10 protein-coding genes are annotated in these 14,495 nt (G+C 71.5%); 2 read left to right on the top strand and 8 right to left on the bottom strand.

Features of this window, described 5'->3' with window-relative positions; genetic code table 11:
- The 7 genes from ilvD to HP550_RS13925 all read right to left on the bottom strand — a co-directional run bounded on the left by ilvD (position 1) and on the right by HP550_RS13925 (position 8,116).
- On the bottom strand, positions 1-1,743 hold the full coding sequence (gene ilvD / locus HP550_RS13955) for a dihydroxy-acid dehydratase (protein ID WP_175348287.1): 1,743 nt from the start codon (positions 1,741-1,743) through the stop codon (positions 1-3).
- A 64-nt stretch (positions 1,744-1,807) separates the two neighbouring features.
- Positions 1,808-2,002 carry a helix-turn-helix transcriptional regulator gene (locus HP550_RS13950; protein WP_175348286.1) on the bottom strand — a complete coding sequence of 65 codons (195 nt, stop codon included), beginning with the start codon at positions 2,000-2,002 and terminating at the stop codon, positions 1,808-1,810.
- Positions 1,999-2,415 (bottom strand): hypothetical protein, encoded by a 417-nt coding sequence (locus tag HP550_RS13945; RefSeq protein ID WP_175348285.1) that lies wholly within the window; start codon positions 2,413-2,415, stop codon positions 1,999-2,001. Before HP550_RS13945 ends, HP550_RS13950 begins: the two co-directional genes overlap by 4 nt.
- Positions 2,416-2,556: 141 nt before the next feature.
- Entirely contained in the window at positions 2,557-4,842 is a 2,286-nt protein-coding gene (locus tag HP550_RS13940; RefSeq protein WP_484482103.1) for a beta-xylosidase/alpha-l-arabinosidase, read from the bottom strand.
- A 51-nt stretch (positions 4,843-4,893) separates the two neighbouring features.
- The gene (locus HP550_RS13935) at positions 4,894-5,772 is read right to left on the bottom strand and encodes a carbohydrate ABC transporter permease (RefSeq protein ID WP_175348284.1); all 879 of its coding nucleotides are present in this window, start codon (positions 5,770-5,772) and stop codon (positions 4,894-4,896) included.
- Entirely contained in the window at positions 5,769-6,806 is a 1,038-nt protein-coding gene (locus HP550_RS13930; RefSeq protein WP_343048179.1) for a carbohydrate ABC transporter permease, read from the bottom strand. The genes HP550_RS13935 and HP550_RS13930 overlap by 4 nt, the downstream gene beginning before the upstream one ends.
- Before the next feature lie 5 nt (positions 6,807-6,811).
- Positions 6,812-8,116 carry an ABC transporter substrate-binding protein gene (locus tag HP550_RS13925; protein ID WP_175348282.1) on the bottom strand — a complete coding sequence of 435 codons (1,305 nt, stop codon included), beginning with the start codon at positions 8,114-8,116 and terminating at the stop codon, positions 6,812-6,814.
- 173 nt (positions 8,117-8,289) lie between these two features.
- Between HP550_RS13925 and HP550_RS13920 the strand changes: the two genes are divergently transcribed.
- Both HP550_RS13920 and HP550_RS13915 read left to right on the top strand, forming a co-directional pair.
- Positions 8,290-9,267: a LacI family DNA-binding transcriptional regulator gene (locus HP550_RS13920; protein WP_175348463.1), complete on the top strand. Its 978-nt coding sequence runs from the start codon at positions 8,290-8,292 to the stop codon at positions 9,265-9,267.
- A 138-nt stretch (positions 9,268-9,405) separates the two neighbouring features.
- A complete protein-coding gene (locus HP550_RS13915) occupies positions 9,406-13,659 on the top strand; it encodes an endo-1,4-beta-xylanase (protein ID WP_175348281.1) in 4,254 nt (1,417 codons plus the stop codon).
- 75 nt (positions 13,660-13,734) lie between these two features.
- Here the strand turns inward: HP550_RS13915 and HP550_RS13910 are convergent, their stop codons facing one another.
- Positions 13,735-14,397, bottom strand: a complete 663-nt coding sequence (locus HP550_RS13910) for a 4a-hydroxytetrahydrobiopterin dehydratase (protein WP_175348280.1) — start codon at positions 14,395-14,397, stop codon at positions 13,735-13,737.
- Between the last annotated feature and the right edge of the window lie 98 nt (positions 14,398-14,495).

The following is a 14,495-nucleotide window of genomic DNA, read 5'->3' as shown; positions in this document are numbered from 1 at the left end:
TCAGATGAGCACGGCGCCCTTCGACGCCGACTGGACCAGCTTCGCGTACTTGGCCAGCACCCCGCGCGTGTACGTGGGCGGCAGCGGCGCCCAGCCATCCTTGCGGCCCTCGAGCTCCTCGTCGCTGACCAGCACGTCGAGCGTCTCGTTGGCCACGTCCAGCCGGATCCGGTCGCCGTCCTTGATGAACGCGATCGGTCCGCCGTCGACGGCCTCGGGGGCCACGTGGCCGACGCACAGGCCGGTGGTGCCGCCGGAGAAACGGCCGTCGGTGAGCAGCAGGACGTCCTTGCCCAGGCCGGCACCCTTGATCGCGCCGGTGATGGCGAGCATCTCGCGCATGCCCGGACCGCCCTTGGGGCCCTCGTAGCGGATGACGACGACGTCGCCGGCCACGATCGTGCCGTTCTCCAGGGCGTCCATGGCGGCGCGCTCGCGCTCGAACACGCGGGCGGTGCCCTCGAAGACGTCGGAGTCGAAGCCGGCCGACTTCACCACGGCGCCGTCGGGCGCCAGCGAGCCGTGCAGGATCGTGATGCCGCCGGTCTTGTGGATCGGGTTGTTCATGGCCCGCAGGATCTTGCCGTCGGGGTCCGGCGGGTTCACGTCCGCCAGGTTCTCCGCGATGGTCTTGCCCGTCACCGTGAGGCAGTCGCCGTGCAGCAGGCCCGCGTCGAGCAGCGCCTTCATCACGACGGGGACGCCGCCGATGCGGTCGATGTCGTTCATGACGTAGCGGCCGAACGGCTTGAGGTCGCCCAGGTGCGGCACCTTGGCGGCGACGCGGGAGAAGTCGGCGAGCGTGAGGTCCACCTCGGCCTCGTGCGCGATGGCCAGCAGGTGCAGGACCGCGTTGGTGGAGCCGCCGAAGGCCATGACCACGGCGATGGCGTTCTCGAACGCCTCCTTGGTCATGATCTGGCGCGCGGTGATGCCCCTGCGCAGCAGCTCGACGACGGCCTCGCCGGACTTGTGCGCGAACGCGTCGCGCCGGCGGTCGGCCGACGGCGGGGCCGCGGACCCGGGGATCGACATGCCGATCGCCTCGGCCACCGACGCCATGGTGTTGGCGGTGTACATGCCGCCGCACGCGCCCTCACCCGGACAGATCGCGCGCTCGATGCGGTCGACGTCCTCGCGGCTCATCAGCCCGCGGGCGCAGGCGCCGACGGCCTCGAACGCGTCGATGATCGTGACGTCCTTCTCGGTGCCGTCCTCGAGCTTGACCCAGCCCGGAGCGATCGACCCGGCGTACAGGAAGACGCTGGCCAGGTCGAGGCGGGCGGCCGCCATGAGCATGCCCGGCAGGGACTTGTCGCAGCCGGCCAGCAGCACGGAGCCGTCGAGGCGCTCGGCCTGCATGACGGTCTCGACGGAGTCGGCGATGATGTCGCGGCTCACCAGCGAGAAGTGCATGCCTTCGTGGCCCATGGAGATGCCGTCGGACACCGAGATGGTGCCGAACTCGAGGGGGTAGCCGCCCGCCGCGTGCACCCCGGACTTGGCCGCCTGGGCCAGCCGCTGGAGCGAGAGGTTGCAGGGCGTGATCTCGTTCCACGAGCTGGCGACGCCGATCTGCGGCTTCGCGAAGTCGTCGTCGCCGAGGCCGACGGCGCGGAGCATGCCGCGCGACGCGGTGGCCTCCAGACCGTCGGTGACGGTGCGCGAGCGGGGCTTGATGTCGATGCCTTCGCCGGGGGAACCGGCCACTGAGCTGGGAGCGTTGTCCGACGTCACGGTCATGCTCGCGAGTGTATGACTGCGCTCAGCGCATCCCGCGGGAGGGTCACCCTGCGGACGACGGCACTCAGTGCTCGTCGGAGAACAGCTCGTCGACCGTCAGCTCGAACAGCCGGGCGAGGCGGAACGCCACCGGGAGGCTCGGATGGAACTTCCCGGTCTCGATCGCGTTGATCGTCTGCCGGGAGACGCCCAGGCGCTGCGCGACGTCGGCCTGCGTCCAGGCGCGGTCGGACCGGAGCTCCGCGATGCGGTTCTTCATCGGTACCTGATCTGCCCGACCGCGACGGCGACCAGGAAGACGACGCTCATGAGCACGGGGAGCGCCGCGACGTTGATCTCGGCCTGCACCAGTCCGGCCGCGTCCGCGACGACGTAGCCGAACCCGGCGATCCACCCCGCTCCGAGCGTGACCGCCAGCGCGTCGAGCTGGATCTTGCGCTGCAGCTCGTCGACAGCTCGCAGGAAGCGGGTGTAGGCGACGATCCAGAGCACCCCGACGACCAGGTTCACGACCACCGCTGCCCACGTCGCCGCCGGTCGCCCGTCTCCCCAGAGCTCGGGGCCGAAGCGGGCCAGGGCAAGGGTTCCCACCCAGGCGAGCGTCCAGGCAGCGAGACCTCCGGTCGCCCTGATCTCGGCCCGATAGGTGCTGGTGTCCTGCGGTGCGTGCACGATCCGACCCCTCTCCGTCCGTGTCAAGTACACTTGACACGGTATAGGTGCGCGCATCGGGATGTCAAGTTCACTTGTCATCCACCCGGACGCAGCGAAGCCGTCGCCCGTGGAGTGCCACGGGCGACGGCTCGCGTCGGGTCAGCCGGCGACCGACACCGTGGTCCACCGCGCGGCGTCGACGCCGACGGGGTGGACCGGACCGGTGAGCGTCAGGCGCCCCTCGGTCTCGCGCTCGGCGCACGACGGTCCCACCCACAGGTCCACGTCGCCGGGCTCGACCACGCGCACCAGGTCCCGGTCGGAGAACGCCAGCCGGGTGGTCGGCACGGAGAACGTGACGACCGCGGACTCGCCCGGCTCGAGACGGACGCGTCGGTAGCCCACGAGCTGCGCCACCGGGCGGGTCACCGAGCCGACGAGGTCGCGGGCGTACAGCTGCACCACGTCGTCGCCGGCACGGTCGCCGGTGTTGGTGACGCGGACGCTCGCGTCGATGCGGCCGTCCGTGGGCACCTGCGCGTGCACGGCGAGCTCGCTGTGCACGAAGGTCGTGTACGACAGCCCGTGCCCGAACGGGAGCGCCGGGGTGCTGGCCAGGTTGGTGACGTCGCCATTCCCGCCCAGCGGCGGGTGCAGGTAGCTGAACGGCTGCGCGCCCGCCGACCGCGGCATGCTCACGGGCAGGTGCCCCGACGGGTTGACCCGGCCGGAGAGCACGCCGGCCAGGGCCGTGCCGCCCTCCTCGCCCGGGAAGAAGGCCTGCACCACCGCGGCGCAGCGCTCCAGCGCCCAGTCGATCGCGTACGGGCGACCGGTGAGCAGGACCAGGACGACCGGCGTGCCCGTGGCCAGCACCGCCTCGACCAGCTGCCGCTGGACGCCCGGCAGCTCCAGGTCGTCGCGGTCGCAGCCCTCCCCCACGGTGCCTCGGCCGAACAGCCCGGCATGGTCGCCGACGACGAGCACGGCCACCTCGGCCGACGTCGCCGCCTGCACCGCCGCGTCGAACCCCGACCGGTCGTCGTCGTCCACCGCGCAGCCGCGCTCGTAGGCGAGCTCGACGGCCGGCAGCTCGGCGGCCAGCGCCTCGCGGACCGTCGGGCTCTCAAACCCGACCTCCACCTCGGGGTGGTGCGCGAGCACGTGGTTGAGGAAGGAGTAGCAGCCGAACAGCGCTTCGGCGCGGTCCGCGTTGGGTCCGATCACCGCCACGCGGGCGGACCCGGCCAGCGGCAGGGTCCCGTCGTTGGAGAGCAGGACGACGGACTCCTCCGCCAGGCGGGCGGCGATCCGGCGGTGCTCCGGGCCGTCGAGGTCGACGCTGGTCGGCGGCTCGTCGTCGAACGTGGCGTCGAGCAGACCCAGCTCGTCCTTCTGGCGCAGCGCGCGCAGGACCGCCCGGTCGACCAGGGCCTCGTCGACCCGGCCCGCACGGACGGCCTCTGCGAGCGGGGTCAGGTACGCGTCCCCGGTCGGCAGCTCGATGTCGACGCCGGCCGCGAGCGCGAGCCCGGCCGCCTCGCCGAGGTCACCCGCGACCGCGTGCAGGAGGTGCAGGAACGCCACCCCGAAGTAGTCCGCGACGACGGTGCCGTCGAAGCCCCACCGCTCGCGCAGCACCCCGGTGAGCAGCGTCGGGTCCGCCGCGACCGGGACCCCGTCGATCTCGGTGTAGGAGGACATGACCGAGCGTGCGCCGCCGTCGAGCACGGCCATCTCGAACGGCACGAGCAGCACGTCGGCCACCTCGCGCGGTCCCGCGTGCACCGGCCCGAAGTTGCGGCCCGACTGGGACCCGGAGTACCCGACGAAGTGCTTGAGCGTCGCGTGCACCCCGGTCGACTGCAGGCCGCGGACGTACGACGTCCCGATCGTGCCGACGACGTACGGGTCCTCCGCGATGCACTCGTCCACCCGACCCCACCGCGGGTCCCGGATGACGTCGAGCACGGGTGCCAGGCCCTGGTGGACGCCGAGGGTCCGCATCGACCCCCCGATGGCGGCACCCATCTCGGCGACCAGGTCGGGGTCGAACGACGCCCCCCAGGCCAGCGGTGTCGGGAACGTCGCAGCGCGCCACGCCGACAGCCCGGTGAGGCACTCCTCGTGGACGAGTGCCGGGATGCCGAGCCGCGTCTCACGCACGAGGCGCCGCTGCAGGTTCCACAGCCACCGTGCCCGCTCAACCGCGTCGACGGGGCGCGTGCCGTAGGCGCGGGTGATGTGCCCGAGCCCGTGCCGCGTGGCCTCGTCGAGGGTCTGCTCGCGCGTGAACTCGCCCTGGAGCGGCGCGACGACCTCGCCGTCGCCCTTCTCCCAGAACCCGACGATCTGCGCCAGCTTCTCCTCGAGGGTCATCCGGGCGAGCAGCTCGCTCGCGCGGTCGACCGGCGCGGTAACGGCCAGGGTCTGGAGATCCGTCACGGATCTGTCTCCTTCGGTGGTGACGTGCTGTGCTTGCCGGGTGGTCACGGATCAGCCCTTGACCGCGCCCTGGAGGCCGTTGACGATCCGCTTCTGCATGGCGAGGAAGAACACCAGCGCGGGGATCATGGCCAGGGTGGTGAACGCGAACACGCCCGCCGTGTCGGACGCGTGCTCGGACGAGAAGTCCGCGACGCCGAGCGGCAGGGTCTTCATGTCGCTCTGGAGCAGGAGCAGCGGGAGCAGGTAGGCGTTCCACGAGCCGACGAACGCGAGCACGCCGACCGTGACCATCCCGGGACCCGACAGCGGCAGCAGGATCCGCCAGAAGAAGCCGATGCGGGACGCGCCGTCGAGCAGGGCCGCCTCCTCCAGCTCGTCGGGCAGCGCCTGGAGGAACGGCCGCAGGATCACCACGGTCACCGGGAGCGCGAACGCGGCCTGCGGGAGCGCGACGCCCCACCAGGTGTTCCCCATGCCCAGGTCGGTGATGAGGATGAACAGCGGGATGATCGCGACGGTGGCCGGGAACAGCAGGCCGAGCACGAAGACCAGGAACAGCTGCTCGCGGCCCTTGAACTTGTACCGGGCCAGCGGGTACGCGGCCATGATCCCGAACACCACCACGAGCGCCGTGGTGAGCAGCGCGATCGCCGTGGAGTTGAGCGCGTACTTCCAGAAGCTCGGGTTGGTGAGCACCCCGGTGTAGTTGGTCAGCACCCACGGGTCCGGCAGGCCGGCGGGGGTCGCGGCCAGCTGCGCGTTGGTCCGGAAGCCGCCGAGCACCCCGTACATCACGGGCCCGAGGGTCAGGGCGACGACGACGAGGGCGAGGGCGTAGACGAGCGGGTTGCCGCCCGTGTACTTGCCGCTCTTGCGTCGCGACCCCTCGGTGGTCGGCGACGTCGCGGTCAGGGTTCCAGCGCTCATGCCTTCGCCTTCTTCTGGAGTGCGGGGTCCTGGATGTCCCGGCGAAGGATGAAGCGCTGGTACAGCAGGGCCAGGACGAGGGCGACGACGAACAGGATCACGGAGGCCGCCGAGGCGATCCCGTAGTTCTGCCGCTTGGTGCCCTCGTTGATGAGGAAGGTCGCCATGGTGGTGGTCGCGTTGGCGGGGCCTCCGCCGGTGAGGATCCAGACCATGTCGAACAGCTGGAGCGAGCCGATCATCGACAGGAACGCCCAGGTGCGGATGGTGGGGCCGAGCAGCGGGATGGTGATCTTCCGCTGGGTCTGCCACCAGCTGGCACCGTCGATCTGCGAGGCCTCGTACAGCTCCTCGGGCACGCTCTGGAGGCCGGCGAGGAACAGGATCACCGCCAGACCGAGGTACTTCCAGGTCAGGACGACGATGACGGTCCACAGCGCGTACTCGGGGGTGCCGAGGAAGCCTTGCTCCGGACCGCTGATGCCCACCGCGTCGAACAGGGTGTCGACCACGCCGTACTTCGGCTGGAGCAGCTGGAACCACACGACGCCGGCGATGACCTCGGCCAGCACGTACGGGACGAAGATGATCGTGCGCAGGATGCCCTGGCCCCACATCTTGCGGTTGAGCAGCAGGGCGATGCCCAGGCCGAGCGGGAGCTGGATGGCGATCGAGGCCACCACGATGATCAGGTTGTGCTGGAGCGCACCGATGAAGACGTCGTTCTGGAGCACGCTGACGTAGTTCTTCAGGCCCACGAAGTCGACCAGCGGGCCGTAGCCCTTCCACCGGTAGGCCGAGAGCTGGATGGCCCGGACGATCGGCACCACCACGAAGAACAGGAACAGCAGGAGGGCGGGTGCCACGAAGAAGGCGATCTCCAGGCGCTTGCGGAGAGCCGATCCCGTCCCACGGCGTCCGCCCGGGGCCGGGGCCGCCGGCCGCGCCGAAGCGCGACCGGCGACCGAGACCTCTGGGGTGGACGTCGCAGGCGAGGCGGTGACGCCCACGCGGGCGGTCGCTTCGTCTGCCACGTCGGTCACTTCTCCGCGTCAGCCGCCGCCTGCGTGGCGTCGACGATGTCCTGCGGGGTGGCCTGGCCAGCGAAGGCCAGGGCGATCTCGTCGTTCATGGCGCCACCGACGGACGCACCGAACGCCGTGTCGAAGTAGAGCTGCACGTACGGCGCCGCGTCACGGATCTTGAGGAGCTCGGCCAGGGCCGGGTCCGACACGTACTGCGAGGCCGTCGAGTTGGTCGGCAGACCCATGTCGAGCTCCGCGAAGCCCTTCTGGACCTCGTCCGACAGCAGGTAGACCGCGAAGTCCACCGCGGCGTCGGGCGCCTCCTGCGACACGGCCCACGCGTCACCGCCACCGAGTGCGGCCTCCGGGTCGCCCTCGCCGCCGTCGACGGCCGGGAACGGGAACCAGCCGGTGTTCTCGCCGAGGCCGTTGCCGTCCTCCGTGAGTCCCTGCATGACGCCCGGCTCCCAGTGGCCCTGCATCTCCATGGCGACCTTGCCGGTGGCCAGGAGACCCGAGGCGCTGGTCGCGCCCGTCTGGGCCGGGGTGGACAGGAAGCCCGCGTTGAACGGCTCGGTGCCGATGAGCGCCTCGAGGTCCTCGCCCGCCTTGACGAAGCACGGGTCGGAGAAGTCGAGGGTCTGCACGGCGTCCGTCAGGACGTCCTGCGAGCACTCGCGCAGCGCGAAGTAGTACCAGTAGTGCGCGGCCGGCCACTTGTCACCGGCACCCACGGAGACGGGCTCGATGCCCGCGGCCTTGAGCTTGTCGACGTCCGCGTTGAAGTCGTCCCAGGTGGCGGGCGGCTCGGTGATGCCGGCCTGCTCGAAGAGCGCCTTGTTGTACCAGAATCCGACGACGCCGACCGAGAACGGGAGGCCGTAGGTCTTGTCGTCCACCTGCCAGCCGGCGATGGAGCCGCCGATCTTCTCGATCGTGTCGGCGGCCGCCTCGGAGATGTCCTTGGTCAGGCCGGCCTCGACGTGGTCGGCCAGCTCGCCGCCACCACGCTCCATGTAGACGTCGGGGGCGTCGCCGCTCTGGAACGCGGCGTCGAGCTTGGTGAGCATGTCCTCGTGCTGCATCGCGCTGACCTCGACGGTCACGCCCGGGTTTGCGGCCTCGAAGTCGGCTGCCACCTTGTCGTAGTAGTCCTTGCCGTCACCGGTGTTCGAGTTGTGCCACCAGGTGATGGTCGTCGCGTCGCCGGAAGCGCCGTCGGTCGTGTCGTCTCCCGCGCCGCCCGAGCTGCAGGCAGATGCCAGCAGGGCGACACCAGCACCCAGGGCAAGGGTGCGAAGGACTGTTGTCCTCATCATCGTTGAATCTCCTCGTCGTCACTGACAGGGCTGGACGGCGCCAAGGTTGGCACTCGGGTCTGTGGATGTCAATCGTTGTCGATAACGTTATCGACACGGATTATCTCGTCTCGATAACGTTATCGAAACCATGCTCTATGCTCCCCCACGTGGACTCGACACCTCGCGTGAAGATGGAAGACGTCGCCCGCACGGCCGGCGTCTCGGTCGCCACGGTGTCCAAGGTCGTCAACGGGCGGTACGGCGTCGCGCAGAGCACCCTGACCCGCGTGCGCGAGGTCATCGACCAGCTCGGGTACGAGGCCAGCCTCGGTGCGCGGTCGCTGCGCAGCCACAAGACCAACGTCCTCGGCATCCTCGTCGCGGAGTTCGAGCCGTTCAGCACCGAGCTGCTCAAGGGTGCGTCGGCGGCGGTCGGGGCCACGGGCTACGAGCTCCTCGCGTACTCCGGCGGCGGCGGCGGCTCGGTCGGCTGGGAGCGCCGGTACCTCTCGCGGTTGTCGGGCACGTTGATCGACGGCGCCATCATCGTCACCCCCACGGTGGTCGAGGCCAACACCGGGGTGCCCGTCGTGGCGGTCGACCCGCACACCGGACCCACCGGCCTGCCGACCGTCGACTCCGACAACTACGCCGGCGCCGTGCTGGCCACCGAGCACCTCATCGGCCTGGGCCACCGCCGGATCGGGTTCCTCGGCGGGCGGCTGGACCTCGAGTCCGCCCGGCTGCGCGAGGCCGGGTTCCGCCACGCGATGGAGGTGGCCGGGCTGCCGGTCGACGAGTCGCTGGTCGGCGTCGGCGGGTACCGGCGCGAGACGGCCGACGCGCCCGCACGGGTGCTCCTGGACCGCGACGACCCGCCCACCGCCGTGTTCGCCGCCAACGACCTCTCGGCCATCCAGGTGATGGCCGTCGCCGTCGAGCTCGGCCGGTCGGTGCCCGCCGACCTGTCCGTGATCGGGTTCGACAACGTCCCGGAGTCGGCGCTGGCCTCTCCCCCGCTGACCACGATCAACCAGCCGCTCCAGGAGATGGGCGCCGAGGCGCTGCGCCTGCTGGTGGACCTGATCGACGGCAAGGACCGGTCCACGCACCTGCGGCTGCCGACCGAGCTCGTGGTCCGCGCGTCCTGCGCGCCGCCGCGCCGCTGAGCACACCCGCACGATCCTGCGGGAGCGACTTCACGATTCGATAACGTTATCAATAACGTTGTCGAGATCCCTGGCGCCCCGTCCCATTCGTGCGTAATCTCCCGCCCGGAGTGGAGACGATCGCGCAAAGGAGCGCTGATGAGACGTGCACGAGTCCTCACCGCGGTGGCAGCATCTGTGGCACTGGGTCTGACGACGACCCCGCCCGCGCTGGCCGCCGAGACCGAGCCGACGGTGGTCCTGCAGAACGACTTCGAGTCGCCCGACCCGGCCCCCTGGGGTCCGCGGGGGCCGGTCACGCTGGCGGTGACCGCGGACGACGCGCACGCCGGCACCGGGAGCCTGCTGGTCACCGGGCGCACCGGCGACTGGAACGGACCCGCGACGAACGTCGCGACCCTGTTCGACGCCGGCACCACCTACACGGTGTCCGCCTGGGTGAAGCTCGCCCCCGGCACCGTCGGCACTGCGCCCGTGCACTTCACCGTGGAGCAGACGCCGGCCGACAACCAGTACGCCTGGGTGGGCTCCCCCGTCGACGTGACCGCGGACGCCTGGGTGCAGGTGGGCGGCACGTACACCAAGGACGCCGCCGTGACGGCCGCGACCCTGTACCTCGAGGCCGGCGTGATCGGCTCGGCGCACCCGAGCTTCCTGGTCGACGACGTGCTGATCACCGCCGCGGGCGGCACCGACCCCGTGCCCGGCGTCGTGCCCGGCGGGGCCGTGAACCCGACCGCTACGCCCGTGACCGCCGCGCGGGGCACCGGCGACGTCGCCGCGCTGACGTTCGACGACGGACCCAACGGCGCGACCACCGAGGCGCTGCTGGACTACCTCGGCGAGCAGGGCCTCCACGCGACGTTCTGCGTGATCGGCCAGAACATCACCGCCCCTGGCGGCGCCGCGGTGCTCCAGCGCATCGTGAGCGAGGGCCACACCCTGTGCAACCACACCACCAGCTACGCGGACATGGGCAGCTGGACGCCGGAGCAGGTGCAGGCGGACCTCGTCGAGAACCTGGGCATCATCCGGGACGCGCTCGGCGACCCGAACGCCAAGGTGCCGTACTTCCGGGCGCCCAACGGCAGCTGGGGTCAGTCCCCGGCGGTCGCCGTGTCGCTCGGCATGCAGCCGCTCGCGGTGATCAACACGATCAGCGACTGGGAGACGCAGGACGTCCCGACGCTGACCACCAACCTGCGCGCGGCGATGAAGCCCGGACAGGTGGTGCTCGCGCACGACGGCGGCGGTGACCGCTCCGGCACCCTCGCCGCGGTGCGCACGGTCGTCTCCGAGCGGCTCGCCGCCGGTTGGCAGTTCACGCTCCCCGTGGGCGGTTCCGACGACCCCGGCGTCCCCACCACGTCCCTGTCGACCGGGTTCGAGGACGGTCTCGGCGTCTGGACCGCGCGCGGCAACGGCACCGCACCGGTCGTCGCAACCACCACGGCGGAGGCGCACGGAGGCGTGCAGGCGGCCTCCGTGTCCGGCCGCACCGACACCTGGCACGGCCTCGGCGCACCGGTGACCGGCATCTTCCAGGCCGGCCGGACCTACCAGATCTCGGCGTGGGTCAAGCTCGCCGCGGGCGAGACGGCTCCCGCCGACGTGCGCGTCAGCGTCCAGCGCGACAACGCCGGCTCGTCGTCCTACGACACCGTCGCCACGGCGACCGGGGTGACCGCGGACGCGTGGGTGCAGGTCCAGGCGTCGTACACGATGGCCGCGGCCGAGAGCGCACTGCTCTACGTCGAGACCGCCTCCGGCACGCCGTCGTTCCTCGTGGACGACATCGTGGTGACCGGGTCCACCGCTCCCCCGGTCCAGCAGGACATCCCGTCGCTGCAGGACGTGCTGCCGTGGCCCGTCGGCGTCGCCATCGACGCCCGCGAGACCGTGGGCACGGGCGCAGAGCTGGTCACTAAGCACTACGACCAGATCACCCACGAGAACGCGATGAAGCCCGAGGCGATCCAGCCGACGGAGGGCACGTTCACGTTCGAGGCCGCCGACGAGATCATCGACTTCGCGATCGCGAACGGCCAGCGCGTGCACGCCCACACGCTCGTGTGGCACAGCCAGACGCCGGACTGGTTCTTCCAGCACGCCGACGGCACGCCGCTCGCGGACAGCGCCGACGACCAGGCCCTCCTGCTGGGGCGGATGCGGACGCACATCGAGACCGTGGCGGACCACTACCGCACCACGTACGGGGAGTTCGGCACCGCCGGCAACCCGATCGTCAGCGTCGACGTGGTCAACGAGGTCATCGCCGAGAGCGAGGCCGACGGCCTGCGCCGCAGCGCGTGGTTCGCCACGCTCGGGGCGAGCTACATCACGGACGCGTTCGAGATCGCCTCCCAGGCGTTCAACGGCGGCGACCCGGACGGGCCCGTCCAGCTGTTCATCAACGACTACAACACGGAGCTGCCCGCCAAGCGCCAGGCGATGTTCGACCTGGTCGAGGGCCTGCTGGCCGACGGCGTGCCGGTCGACGGCGTCGGGCACCAGTTCCACATCAGCCTGTCGCAGTCGGTCGACCAGCTGCGCACCACGCTCCAGACGTTCGCCCCCCTGGGCCTGCTGCAGGACGTGAGCGAGCTGGACGTGCAGATCGACGGCACGGTCACCGCCGAGAAGCTGGTCGAGCAGGGTTACTACTACGCCAGCGTCTTCTCGATGCTGCGCGAGTTCCCGGACCTGTTCGCCGTCACCATCTGGGGTCCGTACGACAGCCGGAGCTGGCGGGACGGCGCACCGTTGCCGTTCGACGACGACCTGCAGGCCAAGCCGGCCTACTGGGGCATCGTCGACCCGACACAGCTGCCGACCCTCACCCGGCAGGCGAACGCCCCGCAGGCCGACGCCCCGGACGACCTGCAGTGGAGCCTGCTGCCGCTGCAGACCATCTCCGGCGGGACCGGGTTCCAGCTGCGCTGGTCCGGCGACCAGCTCACCGCGTACGTGCACGTCGTGGACGCGACGGACGACGGCGCGGCCGACACCGTGACGCTCTTCGGCTCGGGAGACCCCGTGGTGGTCACCCGCGCGGCGGGTACCGCGACAGCGGACGGGTGGACCGCGGTGGCGCAGCTGCCGCTCGCCGCACCCGGTGCCGTCGGGACGACCGTGCCGTTCGACGTCCGCGTCGCCGACGGCAGCGGCGGGCTGGTGTCCTGGAACGACCTGGCCCACCACCAGGAGACCGGCGGCCCGCTCGGCGTCGTCACCCTGGTGGAGCCGGTCGGCTACGTGGCGGTCCCCCAGACCTCTGCGGCGCCGGACATCGACGGTGCGGTCGACGACGCGTGGGCCGACGCCCCCGTGCTGCGGACCGACGTGCAGGTCGAGGGCACGCCCGGCGCGACCGCGGACGTGCGCGTGCTCTGGCACGACGACCGCATCGACGTGCTGGCGCAGGTCACGGACCCGTCGCTCGACGCGACGAGCTCCAACGCGTGGGAGCAGGACTCGGTCGAGATCTTCCTCGACCCGGTCAACGCCAAGTCCGGTCCGTACAACCCGGCCGACGGGCAGTACCGGATCAACTACCTCAACGCGGTGTCGATCTCCGGCGACCTCGCGGTGATCGGTGACCGCCTGACCAGCGCGACCGCCGTGGTCGACGGCGGGTACGTGGTCGAGGCGTCGCTCTCGCTGGGGCGCGCGGTCACCGCCGGTGACCTGGCGGGCCTGGACTTCCAGGTCAACGACGGCACCGCCGGGGTGCGCGGGTCGGTGCGGACCTGGTCCGACCCGACCGGGCGCTCGTACCAGAACACCTCGCGGTGGGGCGTCGCCCAGCTGGTCGCTCCCGTGACGCCGGAGCCGTCGGCACCGGTGGTCACCGAGCAGCCGGCGTCCGTCACCGGTGCCCTCGGGTCGCAGGTCACGCTCACCGCCGCCGCGTCGGGGTACCCCGAGCCGACGGTCCAGTGGCAGGTGCGCGGCTGGTTGCCGTGGCAGTGGAGGGACGTGCCCGGGGCAACGTCCACGACGCTCACGGTCAGCCTGACCGCGCGCTCGGACGGTGGCCGGTACCGGGCGGTGTTCACCAACAGCGAGGGCTCGGCCACCACCGCGGTCGCCCGGGTGCGGATCACCCGCGCGGCACCGGTCATCACCGTGCAGCCCACCTCGGTCACCGCGAAGGCGGGCTCGAAGGTGACGCTCACGGCGGCGGCCACCGGGTACCCGGAGCCGACCGTGCGCTGGCAGCAGCGCACCGGCCACGGCGGCTGGCACTGGGTAGGGGGCGCCCACCGGACGTCGCTCACGGTGAAGGTGGGCAGCAAGCCCACCGACTACCGCGCGGTGTTCACCAACCCCGAGGGGCGCGCCACGACGGCCGCGGCCACCGTGTCGCCCTCGCCGCGAGGCCGGAGCTGACGGCCCGCGCCTGCTGACCGCCGAGGGCCCCGGATCAACCTCCACTCCGATCCGGGGCCTTCGGCCTGCCCGCGCTCAGCTCCTGCCGCGCGCCTGCCAGGTGCACACGCAGACCTCATTGCCCTCACGGTCGGCGAGGACCCAGAACGCCGGCGCCCGCTCGTCGCTGACCAGGTGGCCGCCGGCCGCGACCGCCGCAGCCACGCGTGCCTCCGCCTGGTCGTGCGCCACGATGACGTCGAAGTGGATCCGGTTGCGCTGCGGCCGCGGCGAGTCCATCTGCTGGAACCAGATGGACGGTCCGATGCCCGCCGGGTCCACCAGGTCCTCGGCCTCGGTCACGTCGTAGCCCATCACGGCGGCCCAGAACGGCCGCACGGCGCCGATGTCGAGCGCGTCGACGGCGATCTCCAGCATCTCGCTGCGCGGCACGTCGCCGGTCACCCCGAGCTCGTCGGCCAGCGCGCTCACGGTGGCGGCGAGGTCGATGTCGCGCTGGGTGAGCCCGCCGGCGTCGTGGCTCGTGGTGGTCACCGTCACCTGCCCCCAGCGCAGGACCACGTCGGGGTGGTGGTTCGCCGCGTCCGCGGCTGCCGCGATCCGGGCGACGAAGGCCGCGGCGGTGCTGAAGTCGGGCGTCGCGAAGGTGGCGCGCAGCGACTGCAGGAGGACACGCCAGTGCCGGGAGTCGACCGCGGCGGTGACGTCGGAGTGACGCAGGAGCGTGGTGTCAGCCATCCGTCCACCCTGCCACCGGACGTTCAGCGTTGCAGCACCGCCCGCGCCCCCGTGGCCTCGCGCCCCTCGGTCCACCACCCCGGCCGCTCGGGCGGCGC

The sequence above is a fragment of the Cellulomonas humilata genome, assembly GCF_013359775.1.
Taxonomy (GTDB): domain Bacteria; phylum Actinomycetota; class Actinomycetes; order Actinomycetales; family Cellulomonadaceae; genus Cellulomonas; species Cellulomonas humilata.
The sequence above is the reverse complement of the archived record's forward strand: the minus strand, read 5'-3'. Positions and strand labels throughout refer to the sequence as shown.

Coding starts and splice junctions, on each gene's coding strand:
- HP550_RS13910 (WP_175348280.1), bottom strand. CDS start 14,397: ATGGCTGACACCACGCTCCTGCGTCACTCCGACGTCACCGCCGCGGTC.
- HP550_RS13950 (WP_175348286.1), bottom strand. CDS start 2,002: ATGAAGAACCGCATCGCGGAGCTCCGGTCCGACCGCGCCTGGACGCAG.
- HP550_RS13920 (WP_175348463.1), top strand. CDS start 8,290: ATGGAAGACGTCGCCCGCACGGCCGGCGTCTCGGTCGCCACGGTGTCC.
- ilvD (WP_175348287.1), bottom strand. CDS start 1,743: ATGACCGTGACGTCGGACAACGCTCCCAGCTCAGTGGCCGGTTCCCCC.
- HP550_RS13935 (WP_175348284.1), bottom strand. CDS start 5,772: ATGAGCGCTGGAACCCTGACCGCGACGTCGCCGACCACCGAGGGGTCG.
- HP550_RS13915 (WP_175348281.1), top strand. CDS start 9,406: ATGAGACGTGCACGAGTCCTCACCGCGGTGGCAGCATCTGTGGCACTG.
- HP550_RS13925 (WP_175348282.1), bottom strand. CDS start 8,116: ATGATGAGGACAACAGTCCTTCGCACCCTTGCCCTGGGTGCTGGTGTC.